The organism is Pontixanthobacter sp. CEM42, from assembly GCF_017812015.1.
Taxonomy (GTDB): domain Bacteria; phylum Pseudomonadota; class Alphaproteobacteria; order Sphingomonadales; family Sphingomonadaceae; genus Pontixanthobacter.
The window spans coordinates 1,553,564-1,575,156 of record NZ_JADQTN010000001.1 but is presented as its reverse complement, the minus strand read 5'-3'; the positions used below and the strand labels follow the sequence as shown (position 1 = coordinate 1,575,156).

At 57.2% G+C, this 21,593-nt stretch carries 21 protein-coding genes; 12 read left to right on the top strand and 9 right to left on the bottom strand.

The features are described 5' to 3' along the window. Nucleotides 1–24: 24 nt before the first annotated feature. Both atpA and J9777_RS07525 read right to left on the bottom strand, forming a co-directional pair. Nucleotides 25–1,551 carry a F0F1 ATP synthase subunit alpha gene (atpA, locus tag J9777_RS07530; RefSeq protein ID WP_209348104.1) on the bottom strand — a complete coding sequence of 509 codons (1,527 nt, stop codon included), beginning with the start codon at nt 1,549–1,551 and terminating at the stop codon, nt 25–27. A gap of 7 nt (nt 1,552–1,558) precedes the next feature. Beyond that, the gene (locus tag J9777_RS07525) at nt 1,559–2,113 is read right to left on the bottom strand and encodes a F0F1 ATP synthase subunit delta (protein WP_209348103.1); all 555 of its coding nucleotides are present in this window, start codon (nt 2,111–2,113) and stop codon (nt 1,559–1,561) included. Between the two features lie 349 nt (nt 2,114–2,462). Here J9777_RS07525 and J9777_RS07520 point away from each other — a divergent pair, with 349 nt between their 5' ends. Both J9777_RS07520 and J9777_RS07515 read left to right on the top strand, forming a co-directional pair. After that, nucleotides 2,463–3,089, top strand: coding sequence for a GNAT family N-acetyltransferase (locus J9777_RS07520; RefSeq protein ID WP_209348102.1), 627 nt, complete (start codon nt 2,463–2,465; stop codon nt 3,087–3,089). A 73-nt stretch (nt 3,090–3,162) separates the two neighbouring features. Next, complete coding sequence (locus J9777_RS07515; protein ID WP_245228538.1) at nt 3,163–3,990, top strand: TauD/TfdA family dioxygenase; 828 nt, start codon at nt 3,163–3,165, stop codon at nt 3,988–3,990. Here the strand turns inward: J9777_RS07515 and J9777_RS07510 are convergent. The 3 genes from J9777_RS07510 to J9777_RS07500 all read right to left on the bottom strand — a co-directional run bounded on the left by J9777_RS07510 (nt 3,987) and on the right by J9777_RS07500 (nt 7,596). Then, on the bottom strand, nt 3,987–4,367 hold the full coding sequence (locus J9777_RS07510; protein ID WP_209348101.1) for a DUF1304 domain-containing protein: 381 nt from the start codon (nt 4,365–4,367) through the stop codon (nt 3,987–3,989). The genes J9777_RS07515 and J9777_RS07510 overlap by 4 nt on opposite strands. Before the next feature lie 15 nt (nt 4,368–4,382). Further along, complete coding sequence (locus J9777_RS07505; RefSeq protein ID WP_209348100.1) at nt 4,383–5,915, bottom strand: trypsin-like peptidase domain-containing protein; 1,533 nt, start codon at nt 5,913–5,915, stop codon at nt 4,383–4,385. Between the two features lie 109 nt (nt 5,916–6,024). Continuing rightward, on the bottom strand, nt 6,025–7,596 hold the full coding sequence (locus J9777_RS07500; RefSeq protein ID WP_209348099.1) for a serine protease: 1,572 nt from the start codon (nt 7,594–7,596) through the stop codon (nt 6,025–6,027). 96 nt (nt 7,597–7,692) lie between these two features. On the opposite strand from J9777_RS07500, the gene J9777_RS07495 reads away from it, so the two are divergent. The 4 genes from J9777_RS07495 (at nt 7,693) to J9777_RS07480 (ending at nt 10,934) form a co-directional block, all read left to right on the top strand. Next, nucleotides 7,693–8,178 (top strand): DUF1203 domain-containing protein, encoded by a 486-nt coding sequence (locus tag J9777_RS07495; protein WP_209348098.1) that lies wholly within the window; start codon nt 7,693–7,695, stop codon nt 8,176–8,178. Further along, nucleotides 8,126–9,187, top strand: a complete 1,062-nt coding sequence (gene ada, locus J9777_RS07490; protein ID WP_245228537.1) for a bifunctional DNA-binding transcriptional regulator/O6-methylguanine-DNA methyltransferase Ada — start codon at nt 8,126–8,128, stop codon at nt 9,185–9,187. The genes J9777_RS07495 and ada overlap by 53 nt, the downstream gene beginning before the upstream one ends. Beyond that, on the top strand, nt 9,184–9,918 hold the full coding sequence (locus J9777_RS07485) for an isocitrate lyase/phosphoenolpyruvate mutase family protein (protein ID WP_209348097.1): 735 nt from the start codon (nt 9,184–9,186) through the stop codon (nt 9,916–9,918). Before ada ends, J9777_RS07485 begins: the two co-directional genes overlap by 4 nt. 107 nt (nt 9,919–10,025) lie before the next feature. Beyond that, a complete protein-coding gene (locus J9777_RS07480) occupies nt 10,026–10,934 on the top strand; it encodes a type II CAAX endopeptidase family protein (RefSeq protein WP_209348096.1) in 909 nt (302 codons plus the stop codon). A gap of 6 nt (nt 10,935–10,940) precedes the next feature. Here the strand turns inward: J9777_RS07480 and J9777_RS07475 are convergent, their stop codons facing one another. From J9777_RS07475 to J9777_RS07460, 4 genes are all read right to left on the bottom strand, one after another. Beyond that, nucleotides 10,941–12,515, bottom strand: coding sequence for a cryptochrome/photolyase family protein (locus tag J9777_RS07475; RefSeq protein WP_209348095.1), 1,575 nt, complete (start codon nt 12,513–12,515; stop codon nt 10,941–10,943). Between the two features lie 52 nt (nt 12,516–12,567). After that, nucleotides 12,568–13,218 carry a hypothetical protein gene (locus J9777_RS07470; protein WP_209348094.1) on the bottom strand — a complete coding sequence of 217 codons (651 nt, stop codon included), beginning with the start codon at nt 13,216–13,218 and terminating at the stop codon, nt 12,568–12,570. 78 nt (nt 13,219–13,296) lie between these two features. Continuing rightward, nucleotides 13,297–13,974 (bottom strand): glutathione S-transferase, encoded by a 678-nt coding sequence (locus tag J9777_RS07465; protein WP_245228536.1) that lies wholly within the window; start codon nt 13,972–13,974, stop codon nt 13,297–13,299. Then, entirely contained in the window at nt 13,949–16,114 is a 2,166-nt protein-coding gene (locus J9777_RS07460; protein WP_209348093.1) for a primosomal protein N', read from the bottom strand. Before J9777_RS07460 ends, J9777_RS07465 begins: the two co-directional genes overlap by 26 nt. 58 nt (nt 16,115–16,172) lie before the next feature. Here J9777_RS07460 and J9777_RS07455 point away from each other — a divergent pair, with 58 nt between their 5' ends. The 6 genes from J9777_RS07455 (at nt 16,173) to J9777_RS07430 (ending at nt 21,417) form a co-directional block, all read left to right on the top strand. Continuing rightward, nucleotides 16,173–16,865: a DUF4197 domain-containing protein gene (locus tag J9777_RS07455; protein ID WP_209348092.1), complete on the top strand. Its 693-nt coding sequence runs from the start codon at nt 16,173–16,175 to the stop codon at nt 16,863–16,865. A gap of 130 nt (nt 16,866–16,995) precedes the next feature. Further along, on the top strand, nt 16,996–17,562 hold the full coding sequence (locus J9777_RS07450; protein ID WP_209348091.1) for a hypothetical protein: 567 nt from the start codon (nt 16,996–16,998) through the stop codon (nt 17,560–17,562). 138 nt (nt 17,563–17,700) lie between these two features. Next, complete coding sequence (gene fsa, locus J9777_RS07445; RefSeq protein WP_209348090.1) at nt 17,701–18,354, top strand: fructose-6-phosphate aldolase; 654 nt, start codon at nt 17,701–17,703, stop codon at nt 18,352–18,354. A 6-nt stretch (nt 18,355–18,360) separates the two neighbouring features. Further along, on the top strand, nt 18,361–20,181 hold the full coding sequence (gene cobT, locus J9777_RS07440) for a cobaltochelatase subunit CobT (protein ID WP_209348089.1): 1,821 nt from the start codon (nt 18,361–18,363) through the stop codon (nt 20,179–20,181). Between the two features lie 4 nt (nt 20,182–20,185). Further along, nucleotides 20,186–20,746, top strand: a complete 561-nt coding sequence (locus tag J9777_RS07435; RefSeq protein WP_209348088.1) for a hypothetical protein — start codon at nt 20,186–20,188, stop codon at nt 20,744–20,746. After that, complete coding sequence (locus tag J9777_RS07430; RefSeq protein WP_209348087.1) at nt 20,743–21,417, top strand: nitroreductase; 675 nt, start codon at nt 20,743–20,745, stop codon at nt 21,415–21,417. The genes J9777_RS07435 and J9777_RS07430 overlap by 4 nt, the downstream gene beginning before the upstream one ends. Nucleotides 21,418–21,593 lie beyond the last annotated feature (176 nt).

Below are 21,593 nucleotides of genomic sequence, written 5' to 3'. Positions count from 1 at the left end.
CGGCTCCCTATTTCTCTCTCAGGCTTAAGCGAATTGCTTGGCGAATGCGTCGAGTGCTTTGACCGTTTGGTCTTTCACATCGTCGAACTTACCGCTGGTACGGATGGTTGCGAGGATGTCAGCGTGCTCACTGCGCATGAAGCCGAGCATTGCTGCTTCGTATTCATTGACGCGGTTCACAGCGACATCATCGAGGTAACCATTGGTGCCCGCGAAGATCGAAACAGTTTGCTCTTCAAACGGCATGGGCGAGAACTGAGCTTGCTTGAGCAGCTCTGTCAGGCGCGCACCGCGATTGAGCAGTTTCTGCGTCGAAGCATCGAGGTCCGAACCGAACTGCGCAAACGCAGCCATTTCACGGTACTGAGCGAGCTCCAGCTTAATCGAGCCCGAAACCTTCTTCATCGCCTTTGTCTGAGCGGCGCCGCCAACACGGCTAACCGAGAGACCCACGTTAATCGCGGGGCGCACACCCTGATAGAACAGGTCGGTTTCGAGGAAGATCTGACCGTCGGTGATCGAAATCACGTTGGTCGGAATATAAGCAGACACGTCACCGGCCTGCGTTTCAATGATCGGCAGAGCGGTTAGTGAACCGCCGCCATTGTCGTCATTCATTTTCGCGGCACGCTCAAGAAGGCGGCTGTGAAGATAGAAAACATCACCTGGATAGGCTTCACGGCCCGGAGGACGACGAAGCAGCAGTGACATTTGACGGTAAGCAACAGCTTGCTTGGAAAGGTCATCATATACGATCACGGCGTGCATGCCGTTATCGCGGAAGAATTCACCCATCGCGCAGCCAGTATATGGTGCGAGGAACTGCAGTGGTGCAGGCTCCGAAGCTGTCGCGGCCACAACGATGGAGTATTCCATCGCGCCGTTTTCTTCGAGGCTTTTCACGATCTGAGCAACGGTCGAACGCTTTTGGCCGACGGCTACATAGATGCAGTAAAGTTTCTTTTTCTCGTCGTCGCCCGAATGCGCTTCCTTCTGGTTGATGAAGGTATCGATTGCGACGGCGGTTTTACCGGTTTGACGGTCACCAATGATCAGCTCGCGCTGGCCGCGGCCAACAGGAACGAGAGCGTCAATCGCTTTGAGGCCCGACTGGACAGGCTCATCAACCGATTTCCGCGGGATGATGCCAGGCGCTTTCACTTCAACACGGCTACGCTCGGTGCTTTCGATCGGGCCTTTGCCGTCAATCGGGTTACCCAGAGCGTCAACAACGCGGCCCAGCAGGCCTTTGCCAACCGGAACGTCAACAATCGTGCCGGTCCGCTTAACAACGTCGCCTTCTTTGATCTCGGCGTCGGAGCCAAAGATCACGACACCGACATTGTCGGCTTCGAGGTTGAGAGCCATGCCTTGAACGCCATTGGCGAACTCGACCATCTCACCAGCCTGAACTTTGTCGAGGCCGTGGATACGGGCGATACCGTCACCAACGGAGAGAACCGAACCGACTTCGCTGACTTCAGCTTCGGTGCCGAAATTGGCGATTTGGTCTTTGATGACCTTTGAAATTTCTGCTGCGCGGATTTCCATGATCAAATTAGCCTTTCATGGCCTGGGCAAGTGAGTTGAGACGGGTGCGGATCGAGCCATCAATGCGCTTCGACCCTATTGTAACGACGAGGCCGCCCAGAAGATCCGGATCGACATCGGCTGAAAGTTTAACAGTGCGGCCCTCGCGGGCTGTCAGCTTATCCTTCAAAGTGGACAGCTGTGTCTTCGACAGCTCGTGCGCGCTGGTGACATTGGCTGTCACTTCGCCGCGCTGTGCCGCTGCGATAGTTCCAAAGGCGCGAATCATGCCGGGCAGATCGCCAAGGCGGCGATTGCCGGCAAGTACGCCGAGGAAGTTTTGCGTAAGCTCTGAAGTTTTGAGCTTCTTGCCAACCGATGCAATTGCGCCAGCAGCTTGATCGCGGCTGACTTGCGGGTTGGTGATGAGGTTCGTCAATTCATCCGATTCGCTGAGCGCCTTGTGCAGGTTCTCAAGATCAGACTCGACTGCGCTAACCGACCCGGCCTCTGAAGCGAGGTCGAACAAAGCAGACGCATAACGCCCTGCTAGGCTAGCCTTGATACCGCCGGAAATATCCACGCGTTTTGGTCCTCTTGGGTCCGAAGAAAAATCTGTGTCAGCTGCGTCTTATACAGGCGTGAAAAACACGGCCTCTGCGAAGCTGGCGCGCCCCTATCATCGGGTATGCTGCATTGCAAGATGAGGAAGACTCTTTTTGTTGAGGCCCTCAGTCGCCGGGCGGGATGCATCCGCATCCCTTGGCTGTCCTCGCTAACGCTCGGGCGGGCCGGTCGACCCTTTGGCTGCCGCGACTAGGTTTCCTTATTCGTCATTGAGAGGAGCGAAACGGAGTCGAAGACGGCCCAGAGGGCACCCGGGAATCCATGGATCGTTGCTCGATCACGAAGCCACGGTGTAGAGAAGCACCATGAAGCTAGACATCGTACTACCCAACAACATCCGCCGTGCACGCTCCGCTGACTGGCGCCTTCTCGCCGACATCACTGCCGAAGCATTCCGCGATGATCCTGTGAACTGCTTCCTGTTTGGCAATCCGCGCTCGATCCAATCGGCGTTCCGCGTGCTTGCCCGCGATATCTACAGTAAACGCGGCATCTGCCATCTCGCGGGAGATGCCGGTGCGCCCGGCGGCGCGACAATGTGGATGGATTACACATCGGGCGATCCCGGCGGCGATATGGGTTTTCTGGCGCAGCTTCATTTCACCATCGGTCAGTTCATCCATGGCAGTAAGGGCTCAATGAAGCGTGCAATAACTGCTGGCCAATTGATGGCGCAGCATCACCCGAAGGAACCACATCTCTATCTATTCACTATAGGCACGCTGCCCTCGGCACGCGGGACTGGGCTTGGCAAACAGTTGCTCGCTCCGGTGTTGGAGGCCTGCGATAGACAGGGGATTGCCTGCTACCTAGAGAACTCCAACCCCGACAATCACAGCTATTACGCGATGCACGGCTTTGAAACGCGCGGGGCTTTTGCTTGCGGTGAGGGTGGTCCGCCGCTCGAACCGATGTGGCGCGATCCGCGGTGACTTGTCGCGAATCGCAGAGTTCTGCATAATAGGTTTCAAGCGGACACCTAACGATCCGCGTGAGGAGAGAACAATGCAGACGACACCGATGGCCCCGAAATGCGGCGTAGAAGTTTCCGGCGTGCAACTGGCTGAGGCTGATGACGCGACAATGGAAGCGATCAAGACCACCATTTACGAGCACGGAGTTGCGGTGTTCCGCGATCAGGAATTCTCTCCCGAAGATCACATTAAGTTCGGACGCCGCTGGGGCGGGATCGATGTAAACAATTATTTCCCGCTCAACGAAGACTTTCCAGAAATTGCTCTGGTCAAAAAGGAAGCTCACGAATCCACTAATATTGGCGGCGCGTGGCACACGGACCATTCCTACGATCAGATCCCGGCGATGGGGTCAGTTCTAGTCGCCCGCGATTTACCGCCCAGCGGCGGTGACACCGAATGGGCGCACATGGGCGCTGCCTATGATTCTCTGCCGGATGATATCAAGGCCGAGATTGAGGGGTTGGAAGCGTTTCATACTGCTGACCATGTCTACAAAGCCGATGGTCTGTATGCGCAAACCGATATGGGCAAGAATTTGCGCGGTCAGGATTTGAAGACCGGCGCAATTCACCCGGTTGTGATCCGCCATCCGCAAACGGGCCGCAAGCTGCTGTATGTCAATGGCGGTTTCACCATTCATTTCGTGGGCCAGACCCGTGAAGAAAGTCTGCCGCTGCTGCAAAAACTGCTTGATGCGGCGGTGATGGATGACAATCGCTGCCGGCTTGAATGGAAGCCGGGTACCGTGGCGATCTGGGACAACCGGACCAGTTGGCACAATGCGATCAACGACTATGCCGGCCACCGCCGTGAAATGCACCGCATTACCTTGAGCGGAGAAGCGTTGGCGGCCTAGCTAGACGTTTTGCGATAGCCCAAATACGCGAAGGCCATCGCGATCACAGCCGGAACTGTTTGAACTATCAGGATGCGCGGCGATGCTGTCGCTGCGCCAAATATTCCTGCGACAGCCACAAAGCTGAGAAAGCACAGCGCGACATTGAAACGCCATTTTTTGTCTTTGATCAGCAGTGACCAGATCAGACCTGCTGCGAGGAAGCTATTATAGAGCCCTTGGTTCGCGGCCAAGACTACGGTCGGCTCAAACAACTCAGGCGGAAAGCTCGTGAAGACCTTCGGTCCGCGTGTGGTCCATGCGAACATTTCAAACCATGCTATGTAGAGATGCAGCGCGGCAATCAGCCCGATGAGTATGTTTCCAATGCGCTGCATGCCAATTCTCCGGTCTTAGCGTTTCACTTCACACTGATAGAACAGTCGGTCATTCGGACTGTCCGGCAGGCTCGCAAGCACGCCGCTTTGCATGTCTCCTAGGCGGGTGGCGGCATCGACCGCACCGCAGCTCGGCGGTTTGTATGCTTGGCGTTTGGCGCGGGCATCATCCATCGCATCAAGGCCAATCAGATAGCGTTCGACCAGATACTCTCCCGTGTCAGGATCGAAGCGATTGACTGACACGACATCGTCACTGTTCGGTACAAAGACCCGCGACCATTCGGCACCGTCGCGGCCATATTGCGTGCGCCCGTTGACGCAACCTTGCTCGGTCCAGTCGAATTCGATGTCGCGGTCGGGCGACCCGGTGATCCGGCTGCGCTCAAGATCGAGTACACAGGTTAGCGATCCGGCAATCGGACCGGATTTGTCGATCAAGTTTGCGACCGCGGCATCATCGTCGCCGGCGCGCCGTTCCAAGAGCATGGCGTCTACATCCTCAGGACCCGGTCTTTGCAGCCAGACAGTTGCGGCGCCAATAGCGGCAACCGCTGCGATTCCTCCGAAGATGTAGGCGTGTTTCTTGCCGCCCTCTTTCTGGGAGGTCTGCCAAGCCAGCGCGCCACCGCCTGCTGCGACGAGCAGCAGAACGGCAGCAAGCGCCATTGCATCCTCGCGGTCGCTTTGAATTTGGGCTTCGATCTGTTCGCGTTCCTGCTCAGCTTTCTCTTCACGTTCAGCTTGCTCTTCCTCGGCAAGTTTCTTGGCCTGTGCTTCGCGCTCTGCCTCTTCGGCTTCTATTTCGGCCAGACTGCGGCAGGGTAGATCGCTAACACTGGCAGACACGTCGTTCTTGCGCAGGAATGACAGCACTTCGCGATTGGCGACTGCGAAGAAGAACTCGCCTTCGCCGGTGCCCGAGAGCGTGCTCGAAGAATTGACCCCCAGCACACGTCCGCAATTATCCAGCAGCGGACCGCCCGAATTGCCGCCTGCAATGGTTGCGGAATGCATGATCGAATAGACATCGCGAACATCGCGCTGTTGCGATACGAATCCACGCCCTTTGATCGGAATCTGGGCACGGATTTTGTCGGACGAGCGATTGCCAAGCGCGCGATCAACCACACCAGGATAGCCGACTGCGGTCACCTCCGCCTCTTCGGACGTAAAGTTGCTCACCAAAACCAGCGGCGGCAAACGCAATTCGCCTTTAATCTCAAGCAGAGCCAGATCGCGGCGACTGTCATAATCAATGACGGACACCACTGAAGGATCATCGCCTTCCGACGGAATTACCGCCGCAACGACATCATTGTAGCGGACCGCATAGCGGATAACATGGTGGTTGGTGACAATCTTGTCGCCTTCCACCGCAAAACCGCTGCCGTGACCAAGCAACCGGATATTGTCACCCGATACGCCGAGCAGAACGACCCGGACAACGCTGCGCGATGCAGAATCGATATCCCGCTGATCGGCAGTGGCAGCGGCTGGCAGCAGAGTTGCAATAAGCAGCGCCAAGCAAGCGAGTAATCTGGTCATGTTGCCCCCATGGTCCTGTGGATCGGTGCGAGACTAGCGCCAAGTCGGGGAAGGAGTCACCAGTAATTCAAGTATTCGCCAGTATTTGCCGAGATTTACACGTCAGATACTATTCACCATCGCTGTCGTCGGCGGCGCTCACAGAGCGCGGCGCGCAGGAATACACCAACCGCTCGTTCGGTTGATCGGGCAGCAGCGCGGTCACTGCGCCTTGCATATCGCCTAGATTCGATGCGGCGTCATCCGCGCTGCATTTGGGTGGGCTATATTTGCTGCGTGTCGAGCGTGCGTCAGCCATTGCGGTACGGCTGAGCAGATAACGGTCTGTGCGGAAGCTCTTGCTGCCGGGATCATAGCTGTTGATCGCGACCGCATCGGTTTCGTTGGGGACAAAGACGCGTGACCATGTTCCGGCCGAGAAGCCATATTGGGTGCGCCCGTTAACGCAGCCATCTTCGGCCCAATCGAATTCTATTGCCTCGTCCGGTGTGCCGGTGATCCGGCTGCGATCGACCTCTAGCGTGCAAACAAGCGTGCCGTCGGCCGGATCGTCCGCATTGTCACCGCCAATCTCATCCTCGTCCGCCATCGCGGCGTTTACTTTACGGTCGATGGCATCAATGCCCGGGCGGGTGAACCACAGTGCCAGCGCGGCTACGATGGCGATAGCGGCGATGGTGCCGCCGATCATCAACCTCTTCTCGTCTTCTTCCTTGCCGCGCTGCTTGGCCTGCCACGCCACAACCCCGGCGCCAGTACCCAAAAGAATCAGCAGGAAGGCAATGGCCATCGCATTCTCGCGTTCTGCAGCGACTTCCATCTCAGCTTCCAACTGGACGCGCGCACGCTTGGCGCGGTCCGCTTCGGTCCGCTGTGCCAGCTCGATTCGCGCGGCCGCTTGCTCGCGCCGGATACGCTCTTGCTCGGCCTCGTCGAGATCGGCGAGGCTGCGGCACGGGCGGGCGTTGATCTGCGCATTCACATTATTGTCACGGAGGAACGGGATCAGCTCGCGATTGGATACTGCGAAGAAGAATTCAGCATCAGAACCGGAGGAGTCTGCCCCAAAGCTGTTCACGCCCAGTACTCGCCCGCATCCATCGAGCAATGGCCCGCCCGAATTTCCGCGTGCAATCGGGGCAGTGTGCAGGATCGAATCGAATTGGCGTGAAGGGCGTCTGCCGGAGATAAAGCCGCGGCTTTTGACAGGCGGTTGCGAGTCGAAAATATCGTTGAGATCGAGGCCCTGCGCGCGATCGACATTCATTGGGTATCCGACCGCCGACACTTCACCGCTATCGCTGCCGCCATTGCCCGATATGGTCAGCGCGGGGAGGCGCAAATCGCCGACAATCTCGATTAGCGCGAGATCGTTCTTTGGGCTGACGGCGATAGGCTTTGCAAATCCGGAATCGTTGCCTTCGGGCGGAACAATCCCGATCCGCAACGTGTCATCCTGCAAAGCCTCGCGCACGACATGCGCGTTGGTGATGATCCGATTGGAAGTGATCGCAAAGCCGGTTCCGTGACTGACGGGATACACCTCGGTCCCGTCGGTGCCGATGATGACCACACGGACAACCCCGCGCGCGGCGGCGTTCACATCGGCAGGGTCTGCGCCGGCTTGTGTCGGCAATAGCAATGCAAAGAGCGCGAAAGCGGCTGTCAGTATACGGAACATGGGTTCTGCTTATCGCAGTATGCTTTGAAAGCAAGCTACGGGAAGTATTGTCGATCAGCCGGTCCTATTCATCCTGCAACGAACAGGAGAATGACAATGCACTACACAATATCCCCGCTGGATCGCGCCGAATTTGAACCAATGTTTGCGATGGACGACGCACAATTGGCAGAGCATGGTGCCGTGCGGGTAACCGCCAATGCCGACCAGGGTTTCCCCTGCCGCGTCAGCCTCTCCGATGCGAAAAAGGGCGATGAGTTGATCTTGCTTCATCATGTAAGCCACGATGTCGCGACACCGTATCGCAGTGCCTATGCGATTTTCATCAATCAGGATGCCGACCAATCCGAGGCGCTGGTAGACGCCATTCCTCCGGTATTCGAAGGGCGCCCTATTGCCTTTCGCGGATATGGCGAAGACGGCACGCTCAAAGATGTGCGGCTCGGACTGGGCGGAGATCATGACGAGAAAATCCGCGCTCTGTTGGATAATCCGCAGGTCGGCTATATTCACGCGCACAATGCTGCACATGGATGCTACGCAGCGCGGATCGACAGGTGCGGAGGCGATGATGATCAATGATGATCAGGCTTGGGAAGCGGTGATGCGCCGTGACCGCGCATTTGATGGACAATTCGTAACCGGTGTTTTCTCAACGGGCATTTATTGTCGGCCTTCATGCGCTGCACGGCACCCCGCGCGCAAGAATGTCCGGTTCTTTGCAAGCGGTGCCGAGGCCCGTGCCGAGGGATTGAGAGCCTGCAAGCGCTGCCTGCCCGATGACGTTTCCCGCGACGAGGCAGCGGTCCTCTCCGCAATCGACGAGATCAAGACGAGTCAAGGGCAACCTGTGCTCGGCGATCTTGCCAAATTGGTCGGATACTCTCCCGCGCATTTCCAGCGGGTGTTCAAACGGTCAACGGGATTGTCGCCAGCAGCCTATGCACGTGCTCTGCGAGAAGAGCGCGCACGCGATGCGCTGTCGCACGAAGATCGGGTTACTGACGCAATTTATGAAGCCGGCTTCGAAAACCCGTCGCGCTTCTACGATAATATGGAAGGCAAATTGGGTATGACAGCATCTGCATGGCGCGACGGCGGGCGCGGGGTGACGATCTCATACGCTGTGACCAAGACAAGTCTCGGCCCAATGTTGGTTGCGGCAACCGAGAAAGGTGTGTGCCGCTTGTCCTTCAGTGAAGATCGCGCCGAGTTGGAGCGGCGTTTTCCAAATGCTGAACTTGCCGAGGGTGGTGAAGAATTCCGCGCTCTGCTGTCAGAGGTAATCGCCGCCGTCGAAAAGCCCGGCGATGCACGGCATATCCCGCTTGATGTGCAAGGTACCGCTTTTCAGGAAGCCGTCTGGCAGGAATTGCGCAAAATTCCTCCGGGTGAAACCCGCTCTTACGCGGAAATCGCGGCGGCTGCAGGCAATCCCAAAGCCGTTCGTGCAGCGGGTTCGGCGAATGGAGCCAACACAGTCGCTGTGCTCATTCCGTGCCACCGGGTCGTGCGATCCGATGGATCGCTGGGCGGCTACGCCTACGGGACCGAGATCAAGGAAGAATTGCTCAAGAGGGAAAGCACATGACCGACAATGTCGAGAAATTTCGCGCATTGCACGTGCCCGGCAAGCCGTTGGTACTGTATAATATTTGGGACGCAGGCAGCGCGAAGGCAGTCGTGGCAGCCGGTGCTCCGGCGATAGCGACGGGCAGCTATGGCGTGGCTGAAGCGCATGGGCTGGCAGACGGCGAGTCGATGCCGCTTGATTTGGTATTGGCCAATCTCAGCCGGATCGCGGCTACTGTAGGCGTGCCTGTCAGCGTCGATCTTGAATCAGGCTACGGTGCGACGCTCGACGAGGTCACGCAATCGGTAATTCAGGCCCGCGATGCAGGGGCGAGCGGCATCAATATGGAAGACCGACTACCCAATGCGGACGAGCCGCTGCCTGTTGAGGAGGCGTCACGCCGTTTCGCCGCTGCAGCCAATGCGGGCATTTTTATCAACGCTCGCTGCGATGTGTTTCGCGGCAAAACGGTCGATGCCGCTTTGCTGGCCGACGCGAAACACCGCGCGACGGCCTATGCCGATGCGGGCGCGGCCGGGTTGTTTGTGCCGTTCCTGTCCGATGCGGCGACGATCGGGGCCATTTGCGAGGCCTCACCAATACCGGTGAATATCTTATGGTCGGATGAGTGCGAGAGCATTGCAGCGTTGGCAGACTTGGGCGTTGCGCGCATCAGCTTTGGTCATCAGCCATGGGCCAAGGCGATGGCCGATTTGGGTGAGGCCGCCGCGAAACTGTATAAGACATAGCGGGCTATCCGTTCGAAAGCGGGACGGGCGATGGGTTTGCGGATTGACTTGGGCGCGCAAGCAGTCTTTTTGCCGCCGATGTAAATCACACGCAGACGGGAAATTTCATGGCGTTTACGGAAATACACACCGACGAGCTTGGACCATGGCGCAAAACCATTGGCTTCCCGCTGGTTTCGTTGGTCGTCGGTATCGGCCTTTTCGCGCTGGTGATGATCCCGCTTTCCTTGGCATTGGAACAGGTGCCGGAAATGTTGAATCCGGCGGCGGATATGGCGATCCGTGCATTTGCGGCGGTAATTGCCGTCTTCCTGCTCAGCAAATTTGTCTTGCGGCATTTGGGTGAGAAACCACGCGATGATCTCCCTTTGACCGGGGCTTTTCGCGATACAATCGGTGGCTTTCTGGCCGGCGGTTGGCTGATAACGATGGTGGTGGGTGTCGCCTTTGTCTTAGGCATCTACAAGATTGAGGGTTGGGGCGGGTCGACCGACGCCGCCATGATTTTCTTGCAGATGGGCCTGTTCGCCGGTTTCGTCGAAGAGGTTCTCCTGCGCGGAATCGTATTCCGCTTCCTGGAGGAGTTTGGCGGTAGTTGGGCGGCGCTCACTATTTCGGCGCTGATTTTCGGCTTTTTGCACCAAGACAATCCCAATGCGACGGTGTTCTCATCGTTTGCGATTGCTATTGAAGCGGGGATATTGCTCGGCGCTGCTTATATGCTGACGCGCAATTTGTGGTTGGCTATCGGTATTCATGCTGGTTGGAATGTCGTTCAGGGGTATGTCTGGAGCTCGCCCGTCTCCGGCATGCAAGTCGACGGACTGGTCGCCTCGGTGCGAAGCGGGAACGACCTATTGTCAGGCGGCGCATTCGGCTTCGAAGCCTCGGTCATTGCATTGGTGATTGTGACAACCTTCGGCTTGTGGATGCTATGGGAGGCACGCAAAAGAGGCCATGTGATGGCCCCGTGGTGGACTCGCCGCCGCTTAGCCCGCGAAGCAGTGGGCGAGTAGGTCTGGCTAGTCGGTGAGACGCGCCCAGCTTTTTCCGGCGGGCGTTAGTGTGTCCAGAAATGCGTCGGCGCTATCTAGGTAGTCCTGTCGCTTTTCCTCATCCATCCGGTCCCAATTAGCATAGATGCGCCCGATCCGGTGGTTGCTTTCCAAGCGGTCGCGGTGGCGGTCCATGAAATGCCAATACAGCGGGTTGAAAGGGCACGCGCCTTCACCGGTTTTCTTCGATGGTGAGTAAGCGCAGTCCTTGCAGTAATCGGACATCTTGTTGATGTAATTGCCGCTAGCGGCATAGGGCTTGGTCGCCAGCTTTCCGCCATCCGCATAGAGGATCATCGCCGCGACATTGGGTAGCTCCACCCACTCATAAGCATCGGCGTAGACCACCAGATACCAGTCCTGCACTTCGCGCGGATTGATCCCCGTCAGCAGGACAAAATTGCCAAGCACCATCAACCGCTGGATATGGTGTGCATGGGCGTTTTCCTTGGTCGAACGGATGCAATCCGCCATGCAAAGCATATCTGTTTTGCCGGTCCAGTAGAAATCGGGCAGGCCGCGCTGTGCATTCAGCGCATTGGCACTTTCCAGATCGGGCATGTGATACCAGTAAAACCCGCGCACATATTCGCGCCAGCCAATGATTTGACGGATAAAGCCCTCAACCGCATTGAGCGGTGCGGTGCTATCCTCATAGGCAAGCTGGGCGCGTTTGCAGAGCTCCATCGGATCGAGCAACCCGATATTGATCGAAGTGCTTAGCATCGAGTGGAACAGATCGTCTTCCCCATGAACCATCGCATCCTGATAGGTGCCGAAGTCAGGCAAGCGTTCGGAGAAGAATGCACTGGCTGCCTCTTCGGCTTCCTGGCGGGTTACGGGCCAATGAAAATTGTCCAGATCGCCGAAATGGTCGGCGAATTTCTCCTGAACCAAGGCGATGACCTCGAGAGTGATGTCGTCCGGTTCGGGTTTGGGCCGCTCCGGTGCGTTCATATCTTTCTTCGGTGGTTCGCGATTGTCTTTGTCGTAATTCCATTTGCCGCCGATCGGTTTGCCGTCTTCCATCAGCAGGCCCGTCTTCTTGCGCATCTCCTGATAGAAGTTCTCCATCCGCAGAGTTTTGCGGCTTTCTGCCCAATCGCGGAACTCAGCGATAGAGCTGATGAAACGGTCGTCGTTTAGGATTTCGACATCGCAGTCGAATTTGTCAGGCCATTCCTCGATGGCTTGCTGGACACGCCATTCGCCTGCTTCAACCACATGGATAGCGCGCGGATCGTGGCGTTCAACCGCGCGCGCGACTTCGCCAGTGAAGCTGTGTGCGTTGCCCTCATCGGTGAGGGTCGTGTAATCAACCGTCCATCCGGCATCGCGCAACTCCTCTGCGAAGTGCCGCATGGCAGAGAAGATCAAAGCGATTTTCTGCTTATGATGTTTGACGTAAGTGGCCTCGTCCCACACCTCCATCATCAGAATGATGGTGTCGTCCTTCGTGCGCCTGCGCAGCGAAGCGAGATCGCGGGTCAGCTGATCGCCAAGGATCGGGACAAGGACGGGGTGGGTATTGTCGGAAGCCATGCGCTTTCAATGCACGAAGCGCGCATGTGCTCCCGAGAAAAGCTCATTCTGTTTAGCTTTCGCTGTCCGCTGGGAAGCGTGATTGGCACTGAGCGACATAGCCGTCGACATCACCCTGCGCGAAACTGTCTTTCAACGCAGAGTTCATCATCTCTTCGACATTGCCCGTCGCCAGAGTGACGAGCAGTTCAGGGCTTTCTTCCATCTCGGATTCGAGACGGGTCATCAGCGCGTTGACTGCAGCAGCATCGCCGCCAAACGCTTTGCCCTCACCCTCGACCACACCCGCCAAGAAACCGGTCATCGCGGTGCAGGAAATGATTGCATCATCATTGCCTTCAGGTAGCGCCAGTTCAGCGGCGACGAAGCGCGCGTCGCAGGTCGCGATTGCACCTTCATAGTCCTTCGTTGCGACATCGTCGGCGATCACTTCTACGCCGTTCAGGATCGTGATGATTGCGTTCATATCGAAGGGTTCGACCTGACTTGCCGCGATCATCGGATACTTTATCGCGCCGACGAACTCTTCATACGTCACCTGATCGCCTTCGCTCTTGCCATCGCGCAGGACCAGTCCTTTCGCGGCAAAGCAGGTTTGCGCTGCAGCGATTGTGTCTTCGGGCAATTCGACAGGCACACCCGGGCCGCAGCTTGCGACCGCCAGGCTTCCGGCGATCAGCGCCGCTGATTGGAATTTACGCATTTTTGTAGTCCCCCGATGTTCATTGCATACCGTTGATTTCGTCGAGCGGTATTGGCCAGAACGGCGGGGCAAAACCTTCTAAGTCAGGTTCGGCTCCAATCCGGGTTCACACTTCGCCCAGGCACGCTGATAGGCCTCGCGCTGGCCGATGCGTTGTAAATACGCGACTGTATTGGGTTTGTCGCCGAGCGGTAATTGGCGCATCATCCGACCAGTGGTGATGCAATAGACCATCATGATATCTGCGAGCGTCAATTGTGATCCGCCGAAGAATTCCGCTTCGCCAAGGCGCTTTTCGACCATGTCCCATGCCTTTGCGGTGCGATCTGCCACGAATGCACCGGGCATTTCGTTCTGCGGTTCCGCCATCGACAGCATCAGCTGCATCATGCCGTTCGTCATGAAAGTTCCGTTGGTATAGTGGAACCAGAACAGATGATCGGCAAAATCCGGGTGATCGGTATCGAGGCAGTGCTTCGCGCCGCCATATTTGCGGTCGATATATTCACAGATCGCTCCGCTTTCAGCCATGACCAAGCCATCGTCTTCTATTACAGGCGCCATGCCTGCCGGGTGCAGTGCCTTCAGCTCATCGGGTGCAAGGCGATTGTCAGCGCGGCGATCATACCGTTTAAAAGTGTAGTCGAGCCCCAATTCCTCGCACAGCCACACGGCGCGTTCGGATTGCGAGATTCCAAGATGGTGGACGGTGAGCATTGAGGGGTTTTCCTTATACAAAGCTGTAGGGATCGACATCGACGCTTACTCGCACTCCGCGCGGGAAGTCGAGGCCGTCTAACCAATTGCGGATGATATCCTGAACTTGCGCGCTTCGGCGGGCGTTAATGAGCAAGCGATAGCGGTAACGTCCGCGGAGTAGAGCCATCGGGGCAGGGGCTGGGCCAAGGATCATCACGTCTTGAATATTGGGCCGCGTTCCGCCGATGGCGCGTGCAGCTTCCTTCGCCTCGGCTTCGTCTTCAGAGGATACGATAATTGCAGCCCATCGGCCGAAGGGCGGGGCGCCCGCGCTGCGGCGTGCCTCCGTCTCGGCAGTATAGAACGCATCGCGATCACCCGCTTCCAACGCGGCGATAACCGGTTCTGTCGGATGGCGAGTCTGGATGAAGACTTCCCCGGGCTTGCTGCCGCGCCCAGCGCGTCCAGCGACCTGCGCGACTTGCTGATATGTGCGCTCGGCCGCGCGGAGGTCACCGCCTTCAAGACCAAGATCGGCATCAATCACTCCGACCAGTGTCAGTTCGGGGAAGTGGAAGCCCTTGGTAACCAGCTGTGTACCGACGATAACATCAATCGCTTTGACCTCGGCCTGAGCGACGAAGTCTGCGGCTTTCTCCGGCGTGTTGAGCGTGTCCGACGTCGCAACGGCAATCCGCGCGTCAGGCAATATCTCCGCCACTTCATCGGCGATGCGTTCGACCCCGGGACCGCAGGCGACCAGACAATCAGGCTCGCCGCATTCGGGACAAGTCTCAGGTGGCTCCTCCTCATGCCCGCAATGGTGGCAGGCGAGGCGGCGGCTGAAGCGGTGCTCGACCAGCCACGCGCTGCAATTGTTGCATTGGAACCGGAACCCGCAATTGCGGCATAATGTCAGCGGAGCATAGCCGCGCCGGTTAAGGAACAGCAGCGACTGCTCCCCCTTTTCCAGCCGATCCTTCAGTGCTTCAACCAGTTCGGGCGCGATCCACCTACCGCGCTCGGGCGGATTTTCCGTCAGGTTGATCGTAGCGATGCTGGGTAGGGTCGCACCGCCAAAACGGCTGGGCAATTCGACCCGTTCGTAGATCCCGCTTTCGGCCATTTGCAGGCTTTCAAGCGCTGGTGTTGCGCTGGCGAGAATGATCGGAAATTTCTCAAACCGCGCGCGCATCACGGCGACATCGCGGGCGTTGTAGCGGACGCCATCATCCTGTTTGAAACTGATCTCATGCGCCTCGTCGACGACTATCAGGCCAAGATTGGCATAGGGCAGGAACAGCGCAGACCGCGCGCCAACAACGACTTGCGCTTTCCCGCTCGCTATCGCGCGCCATGCACGGCGACGTTCGGTGGCCTTCTGGCCCGAGTGCCACACGACTGGGGCCGCACCGAAGCGATCCTCAAACCTGCGCAAGAATGCCTCGGTCAGCGCGATCTCTGGTAGCAGGACCAGGACTTGCCGGTTGTCCCGAAGCGCGGCGGCGACGGGTTCGAAATAGACTTCGGTCTTGCCCGATCCTGTCACACCATCGAGCAGGAACGGCGCAAACTCGCGCGCCTTGACTGCGTCAACAAAGCGGTCTGCCACTTTCTTCTGATCGTCTGACAATTTGGGTTGGTCATGATCGGCATTTGTGCGCGGGTAGGGGCGGTCAATATCGACCTCGACCGGTTCCAATGCGCCGTGATTGACCAGTCCGCGCAATACGCCGTCGCTTACGCTCGCGAGTTCCGCCAATTCGCGGATTGTTGCTTGCTCGTTTTGCAAAGCATCCAGCGCCACTGCGCGCTGCGGGGTCATGCGTTCGGGCTCGGTGCCGGTCAGCCGGTATTCGGTCATCGTGATCGGTCCGCGCAATGCGCCGCCCGATGATACGACCATCCGCGCGACCGAGATCAGCCGCGCACAATAATAGTCTGCGGTCCATTCCATCAGCCGCCTGAGTTCGCCTTTCAGCGGCGGGACCGGAAGCACTTCTATGATATTGCGCAGCCTGGAATCCGGTACGCTCTCCTCGGGCAGCCGATCCTCTTCCCACACAATACCAATGATCTGGCGCGGACCGAGCGGAGCAACTACGATTGACCCGTGCTCGACAGTCATGCCATCGGGCACCTTATAATCGAGCGGGCCGATAGCGGCGTTGAAAATGATAAGTCGGACGCGGTTCATGATCTGCGTTTCATATGGGGCCAGTATGGCCTGCGCGACAAGGTGAGAGGGGACTGAAATGACCGATTTGTTGGAACAGACTACCGGACGGCGCGCATTTATGGTGGGGGGAGCAGCCACTGGCGCCCTCGCTCTGAGTGGGTGCACGGGACTTCCCGGCTTTGGTTTTAACGATGCAATCCGGCGCTTGCTCCTTTTATCGAGCGAGCGAGCCTTTGCCCGATTGACCGCCGATGGCGGGTTCTGGGATCAGCAGGTCGGGCAGATTGGCCTCGCCAACATAATGGGTACGCGCGGCAATATTCTGGCGGGCATACTGACCTCGGCAGTGTTCAAGGATCAACTTGAGGATGCGTTTGCCGATGTCGCCGTGCGTGGTGCAGAGCGTGCAGCTCCCCTGGTTGCCGACGCGGTGCGAATTGTCGGGTTGCAGACTGCGGAGCAACTTGTGCGTGGCGGGCCAACAGCGGCAACGTCTTTCCTGCGCGGAGAGATGGGCAATTCACTGGTAGAAGCGATGGTGCCTGAACTGGGCGATGCGATCCGGTTGGCGAATGATCCCGTCATCGGTCGCGCAATCTCACGTCTGAGCGGCGTCGATGTCGCTGGCGTTGCAGGTCGCTTTTCGGGCGATATTAACAATGCAATTTGGGATGAGATGGGTGTTGAAGAAGCGGAAATCCGCCGCAATCCGCGTGCCACCAACGATCCGGTACTCATCGGCGTGTTCGGGGTCGCTTCACGGATTTGACAATTTGACATAAGCATACCTGCTGTATTAATATAGCAATACAGCGGAGGTGGCTATGCGCGGAATGCGTTTTCTAAGCGGTTTGATAATGGCGTGGCTAACGCTGAGATTTATATTTGGCTGGTTGCCCATGATCCGATCTCTGTTTGATGGACCAAGCTATCAATGGGGTACAAGCTGGTTCGGTTGGAACTTCGCGGGAAATGGCACTGAGGGCGATTTTCTGCTGTTGCCATTTATGGTCTTGATCGGGTTCATCGCTCTATGGACCGGGCGACGACGCATTGATGCCATATTTGTACCGCTGCTGTTGCTGCTTGGTATCGTGTACTTGGTTGATGGCCTGTACCTGTTGTTCGCCGATAATGGTGATTACTGGTTCCATGGTGACACGCTGGGGATTCACGTAAACCTTGCTTACGCCGTACCAATATCGGCGGCCCTTATGTTGGTTGCGAGTTTGATTTGGATACGAAACCGTGAACCTGCATTGACGGTGTCGATGAAGCCGCTCAACTGGATTTTGATCGGAGGAGCTCTGTCACTCCTGCCTCTACAATATTGGTTGCTAAGTTCTGGTTCGGGGCAAGACTCATACGATAGTATTGGTGTAATGCTTACGATTGGGCAGTGGGTCGCGTTCAGCTTCGGCATGAAGCAGGTTGGGGCACGATCTGATCATGTATTGGAAGCCTAATTCGCGTGCACTCAACTAGGGAATTGGTCGGCAAAGGCATTTCCGGACCGGGTAAAATTCCCGCTACATCTGGCATCGGTTGCCCAGCTATGCGAAGCGTTTCTGACGATTCGCAAAAAATGCTGGAGCAGCCGTCTCATGAAATTCTTCGCCGACACCGCCGAAATTGCCGACATCAAGGAAATGGCCGCAACTGGCCTGCTCGACGGTGTGACCACCAACCCATCGCTAATTGCCAAGTCGGGCCGTGATTTCATGGAAGTGACGAAGGAAATTTGCGGCCTCACCGATGGCCCCGTTAGCGCCGAAGTTGTCGCGCTCGATCACGAAACAATGATGAAAGAGGCTGAGGTTCTGCGCAAGATCGCGGATAATGTCTGTATCAAGGTTCCGCTGACAATTGACGGCCTGAAGACCTGCAACGCGCTGACCATGGACGGTACGATGGTCAACGTGACGCTTTGCTTCTCCGCCAATCAGGCACTGCTTGCAGCGAAGGCTGGTGCGACATTCATTTCCCCCTTCGTTGGCCGACACGATGACAATGGCTCCAACGGCATGGATCTGATCCGCGACATTCGCCAGATCTATGACAATTATGATTTTGAGACCGAAATTCTGGTCGCTTCGGTACGTCACGCAACGCACGTCCTTGAAAGCGCTTTGATTGGTGCGGATGTGATGACTGCGCCGCCTGCCGTTATCAAAGGCCTGTTCAAACATATCCTGACCGACAAGGGCATCGAAGGCTTCATGGCTGACTGGGCGAAGACCGGTCAGTCTATCGTCTAACGCATCTTGGCTGACGACACTCCTCTCGATCTGTTTAAGCAGGCGCTGACCGGCGCCAGCCGTTCGATCGCGCGCGAGCCGGAAGTTGAAGTTGCGTGGAGTGCGGATGCGCCATCCTCCACCGGCAACAATTTCCGTGTGCCATTGCCGGGTCGTAATCTACCTGTCGATCAGGCGCAGGAAGCGCGCGGCTTCGCGGATAGCTTTGCGCTCAAGCTGCGGCATCACAATGAGGGCATACATGCCCGCAACGCGCCGTCGGAGCCATTGGCGCGGGCGTGTTACGATGCGGTCGAACTGGTCCGCTACGAAGCGCTAGGCTCCAACAATTTCAGCGGGATGCGCGACAACCTTGATGCCGCCTTGATGGTCCGTATGGGCGCTGATCCTATCACTCGCGCGCAGAGCAAGGATGAGGTTCCGGTGCAGGGCGCGTTGGCATTGATGCTGCGCGAAAAGCTGACCGGGCAAGAGATTCCCGAAAGCGCTGTGCCCGCCGTGGACATGGTCCGTGAATGGATTGAGGAGAAAGTCGGCGGAGACTTTGAATCGCTCGCTCTTTCTCTGGACGATCAAAATTCTTTTCAATCGCTTACGCTCGATATGTTACGTAATCTCGAACTCATCAAAGAGGAAACCGATAGCGGTTCCGATGATGAGGAAGGCGAGGATGAAGAGGGGCAGGACGAAGAAGAGCAGGATGGCGATGAGGATAGCGCCGACGGCGATCCGCAAACCGCCGAAATGGCCGGTGAAGCCGCCGAAGGCGAAGACACTGGCGAAAGCGAGACCGAGCAATCCTCCGAAGAGGAAATGAGCGACGGTGAGCTGGGCGATGAGGGTGAGGAAGGCATGATGCCGGTCCGCCCGAACCGGCCATGGACCGACATTCCCGGCGACTTTGATTACAAGCACTTCACTGACAAATTTGATGAAGAGATTGAAGCGCCCGAGCTGTGCGATACTGAAGAGCTCGACCGACTGCGCGCTTATCTCGATAGCCAGCTGACCGGCCTGCAAAGCATTGTCACCAAGCTGGCCAACCGCTTGCAACGCCGCTTGATGGCGCAGCAAAACCGTGCATGGGATTTCGATCAGGAAGAAGGTCTGCTTGACGCTGCCCGCCTTGCTCGGGTGGTCACGCAGCCGGGCCATGCTCTGAGCTACAAGATCGAGCGCGATCAGGAATTCAAAGACACGGTCGTTACGCTGCTGATCGATAATTCAGGGTCGATGCGTGGCCGCCCGATTTCGATTGCTGCGATCAGCGCGGACATTATGGCGCGCACATTGGAGCGCTGCGGGGTGAAGGTTGAAATTCTCGGCTTTACGACGCGCGCTTGGAAAGGTGGGCAGAGCCGCGAAGCATGGCTGGCAGATGGCAAGCCGCCGCAGCCTGGTCGCCTCAATGATTTGCGCCACATCATCTATAAAAAGGCCGATGAGCCATGGCGCCGCGCGCGCCGCAATCTCGGTCTGATGATGCGTGAAGGCCTGCTCAAAGAGAACATCGATGGCGAAGCTCTGATGTGGGCGCATCAACGCTTGCTCATGCGCCCAGAAGACCGCCGCATCCTGATGGTAATTTCAGACGGCGCGCCGGTGGATGACTCCACCTTGAGCGTAAACACCGCTGGCTATCTCGAACAGCACCTGCGCCGCGTGATCGAATGGATCGAGAAAAGCTCACCGGTCGAACTGGCTGCGATTGGGATCGGCCATGATGTGACGCGGTACTACGACCGCGCAGTTACTATCATGGATGTGGAGCAACTCGGCGGCACGATTATCGAGCAGCTTGCTGGGCTGTTTGATACGAAGGGGTAAGCATTTGACCGACGAACTACTGTTGGCCGGCTCAACGGGATTGATCGCGATTCTCGGGATCATAATCGGCGCAGCGCTCAGTCAGTTCAATTCATACCTCGAACACAAGCGCACAATCGAACGCGAATTTCTTCAAGGACAAGAGCGCGAGCGAGCGGTGTTTCACGGCGCCTACGCGCTCTGCAACTTCATAAATGAGAAATTGAATGAGTGGGACTCGTCAAAAAACGTCTTCGCGCTCGAAAGGCTTAGCGTCGTTCAACCATATCTGGGCACTTTGATCGATCGTTCGCCACGCGATAGCGATCGGTTGATGGTTTCGCTCTTTGATCTGGGAATTCGCCTTGAAAGTTTATTGTTTGCGGCGGGCTTTGCTGCTGGATCGGTCGAGGACCTTTCGTCGGCAGAACTCGAAACTGTGCAGCGCTATTCCGATGATCTAGCAAGGGCAGCGGAGCTTGTTCAGATATTAGTGACAGGAGAGCTCCCAATGGTCGATTTGGAAGAGTTTGACGTGGCCGAGAGCGCCGAAGAAGCCCCAAATCCCGAAGGCGAAAAAGAATGAACGTAACCGAAGCCGTCACCTCCCGCCGATCTGTCCGAGCGTTTCTCGACAAGCCGGTTGATCGTGCGATCCTTGAGCGCGTTCTCACCACTGCTCAGCGAGCGCCTTCGGGCGGGAATACGCAGCCTTGGAATGCCCAGATTATTACTGGCGAGCCGATGCAGGCTTTGTTCCAATCGGTGTCCGATGTGCTGGCACAAGGCAAAGATGCTTGGTCGCCCGAGTATGACATTTATCCCAAGAGTTTGGATGGCGCTTACGAAGAGCGCCGCCGCGGGGTTGGTGAAGATCTCTACACCGCGCTCGATATTGCGCGCGATAACAAAGCCGGCCGCCTGATGTGGTTTGCCAATAATTTCAGGGCATTCGGCGCGCCTGTTATGATGCTGGTTCATACGCCCAAATATATGGGGCCGCCGCAATGGTCGGATATCGGCATGTGGCTGCAAACAATCATGCTGTTGTTGCGTGAGGAGGGGCTGGATAGCTGCGCACAGGAGGCCTGGGCGATGTATTCAAAACAAATTCGCGCCGCTGTGCCGATCCCCGACGATCATATTTTCTTCTGCGGGATGGGCATCGGATACCGCGATCCGGATGCGCCGGTTAACCAGTTTGATGTCGCGCGCGCCGAACTTGGCGAAGCGATTAGCTGGCACGGCTTTAACTAGGGTCGCTGCGGCCGCGCTCAAATATGGCGCGCCGCCGTCTGGTCAAAACCTCGTCCCTAAGCGAGAAACTGTCCAAAATCTCCTAGGTGCGACTCGGCTCAAGGAGTAGGCTGCTCGCAACAAAACGAAAAAATGGTGTCGCGCTACTGATTGCTGACGGTCCTCGTCGGCGAGCC

What these genes read in the sequence shown, in the direction of transcription:
- J9777_RS07460 (WP_209348093.1), bottom strand. Translation starts at nt 16,114, where the DNA reads ATGAACCGCGTCCGACTTATCATTTTCAACGCCGCTATCGGCCCGCTC.
- J9777_RS07470 (WP_209348094.1), bottom strand. Translation starts at nt 13,218, where the DNA reads ATGCGTAAATTCCAATCAGCGGCGCTGATCGCCGGAAGCCTGGCGGTC.
- J9777_RS07485 (WP_209348097.1), top strand. Translation starts at nt 9,184, where the DNA reads ATGACCGACAATGTCGAGAAATTTCGCGCATTGCACGTGCCCGGCAAG.
- J9777_RS07450 (WP_209348091.1), top strand. Translation starts at nt 16,996, where the DNA reads ATGATCCGATCTCTGTTTGATGGACCAAGCTATCAATGGGGTACAAGC.
- J9777_RS07480 (WP_209348096.1), top strand. Translation starts at nt 10,026, where the DNA reads ATGGCGTTTACGGAAATACACACCGACGAGCTTGGACCATGGCGCAAA.
- J9777_RS07510 (WP_209348101.1), bottom strand. Translation starts at nt 4,367, where the DNA reads ATGCAGCGCATTGGAAACATACTCATCGGGCTGATTGCCGCGCTGCAT.
- J9777_RS07430 (WP_209348087.1), top strand. Translation starts at nt 20,743, where the DNA reads ATGAACGTAACCGAAGCCGTCACCTCCCGCCGATCTGTCCGAGCGTTT.
- atpA (WP_209348104.1), bottom strand. Translation starts at nt 1,551, where the DNA reads ATGGAAATCCGCGCAGCAGAAATTTCAAAGGTCATCAAAGACCAAATC.
- J9777_RS07515 (WP_245228538.1), top strand. Translation starts at nt 3,163, where the DNA reads ATGCAGACGACACCGATGGCCCCGAAATGCGGCGTAGAAGTTTCCGGC.
- J9777_RS07465 (WP_245228536.1), bottom strand. Translation starts at nt 13,974, where the DNA reads ATGTCGATCCCTACAGCTTTGTATAAGGAAAACCCCTCAATGCTCACC.
- J9777_RS07505 (WP_209348100.1), bottom strand. Translation starts at nt 5,915, where the DNA reads ATGACCAGATTACTCGCTTGCTTGGCGCTGCTTATTGCAACTCTGCTG.
- J9777_RS07475 (WP_209348095.1), bottom strand. Translation starts at nt 12,515, where the DNA reads ATGGCTTCCGACAATACCCACCCCGTCCTTGTCCCGATCCTTGGCGAT.
- J9777_RS07500 (WP_209348099.1), bottom strand. Translation starts at nt 7,596, where the DNA reads ATGTTCCGTATACTGACAGCCGCTTTCGCGCTCTTTGCATTGCTATTG.
- J9777_RS07455 (WP_209348092.1), top strand. Translation starts at nt 16,173, where the DNA reads ATGACCGATTTGTTGGAACAGACTACCGGACGGCGCGCATTTATGGTG.
- fsa (WP_209348090.1), top strand. Translation starts at nt 17,701, where the DNA reads ATGAAATTCTTCGCCGACACCGCCGAAATTGCCGACATCAAGGAAATG.
- J9777_RS07495 (WP_209348098.1), top strand. Translation starts at nt 7,693, where the DNA reads ATGCACTACACAATATCCCCGCTGGATCGCGCCGAATTTGAACCAATG.
- ada (WP_245228537.1), top strand. Translation starts at nt 8,126, where the DNA reads ATGGATGCTACGCAGCGCGGATCGACAGGTGCGGAGGCGATGATGATC.
- J9777_RS07520 (WP_209348102.1), top strand. Translation starts at nt 2,463, where the DNA reads ATGAAGCTAGACATCGTACTACCCAACAACATCCGCCGTGCACGCTCC.